Annotated in this window: 2 protein-coding genes; both read right to left on the bottom strand. The window is 46.6% G+C overall.

All coding sequences use genetic code 11. The features are described 5' to 3' along the window. Positions 1-977: DUF4815 domain-containing protein (locus ACFIL3_RS09875; RefSeq protein ID WP_375682195.1), on the bottom strand; the 977-nt coding region annotated here is incomplete at its 3' end. 1 nt (position 978) lies between these two features. Further along, positions 979-1,845: phage tail protein (locus ACFIL3_RS09870; protein WP_375682194.1), on the bottom strand; the 867-nt coding region annotated here is incomplete at its 5' end.

The raw sequence follows: 1,845 nt of genomic DNA, 5'->3' as shown, positions 1-1,845 counted from the left end.
AAATCTGTGCCTTCTTTAAATTCCTTGCTTCCTTGAACGATTTTGATAAACGCGGTGATGCTTTTATCAGGAACACCGTCACGCCCAGCAGCAACGGCACCACGGGTGACGGTAACGGTCTTTTCTTTTGTCAACAAAAGAGATTGAATATCGGCAATAGGAAAATAATAGGGTTTAAAGGTGAAACTTGTTTTCCCTTTTGGAGGCGCAAAAATATGCGTTTCGCTTGGAACAACGCTTGTCGAAAAATCCTCTGGCTCTTCATGGCGCAAAGCCGCTAAGCGTTTGCGTTTAAAGCCATTGATATTGGCTTCTCCTTCTTGAATACTAAACACTTGGCAACCGTTATTGGCTCCCAATGCACTCACACGGCAGCCACTCACGATATAATGCCCATGGGCGCGGTCGTACGTCGCAATGGCTTGCATGGCAGGTTCAAGCAGTGATGGGGATTTTTGATCAATCAGAACACCATCTTGCAAGATATAAACGGGAAAGAAAGTGCCATTCTGCGCATCCTCTTTTAGTGCCCAAACAAGCTTTGCTGTTTCGCGTGCCGCTCCGGGCTCTCCTTCTGCTAAGGTACCAGGGACTTGCCCCAAGAGCTCTGGATCATCTTCGTGTGTTATCCATTTTTTTTGCAGCTTCACACCAATTTCCAAGCGCCCAATCATGGCAACATTGTTGAGTACAGCTGGTGCAACGGGAAAAATATCACCGGCAATATAAATCTTGCCATCCGTTAAAGTGACGGTCCTTGTGTCTTTGTTGACAAAAGCATCAGCCCGTTCAACGCGGTCTCCTTCTTTTGCAACAAGGCGCCCCAAGCGGTCATGCCGCCCCCTTATAATGGTTTGAACCTCATTGAGTTCACCACTTTGAATAAAGGGACGCGTGCCATAAAACACCACGCTTTGTTGTTCCTCTTTGCCGCGAGATCTGTCAATTGCAAAGGGTAAACCACTTTCATGCTTCATATTAAAACCTCAATAAAATCTTGAATTGTTCGCGAACATCGGCACGCAAAGGAATATTGATAGGCGTTTTGAGTATCTCTACACCGCCATTTAGCTCATCAGCCCCTAACCAAAGTTTGCCAAGAGGGGTTTGTTGTGCAAGACAGCCATGAACGAGAAGGGAAACAGAGGCGGCTTGTTTGTCCTCAACATCTTCAAAATCTGTGCGGGCTGCAAGAAACAACAGAGTGCCTGTTGTAGAAGGGTTAAATCTGTTGCCACAATGGTTGTAAACACCCTCTAAAACCTGCTCTACAGGCTGGACAATGTTGCATCGGCGATACCCAATCAGAGTATTGTTTTCGTCTCTTAAAGCCAAATAAAGCGTGCGGTTGCTAAACCACTCTGCCATGAGTATATCGCGTTCATGTTTTTTGACCGAACACCACGGAAAATTTGCCATGTCCCATGGATAATCGATTTGTTCCCAGCTTAACTCTTCATCCCCATCATCTATCCAATTACCAATAAGCCTGCCTTCTTCTCTTGTGAGCGTGTGATTGATCTCTGTTGTGCGCCCAAAGGAAAACAAAGTGTCCCCAGCTGTTAAGTGAACACCGCTTTCATACTCCAACATGCTGTCATCAAGGCGTGACATATTGCCTTCCAAGGCTTGCACATCATAACCATAGGTCCCACGGCGAAAATCAGAGCGCAAACTTTTGGAAAGGTCGGTAATCGCTTCAATGGCTTCAAGCTGTGTTCGTTCAGGCAACTGATCAAAATCAAGTTGAAAGGAATTCCACCATGCTCGCCCCGTCCAGGCGGGTTGAAAGCGTGCCGAAATCCCTAGCCATTCAAGCCCTATCTCTATTGCCGCAAGGGAGCC

Origin of the sequence: Bartonella sp. CE47NXGY, from assembly GCF_042195415.1 — a bacterium.
GTDB lineage: Bacteria > Pseudomonadota > Alphaproteobacteria > Rhizobiales > Rhizobiaceae > Bartonella.
The sequence above is the reverse complement of the archived record's forward strand: the minus strand, read 5'-3'. Positions and strand labels throughout refer to the sequence as shown.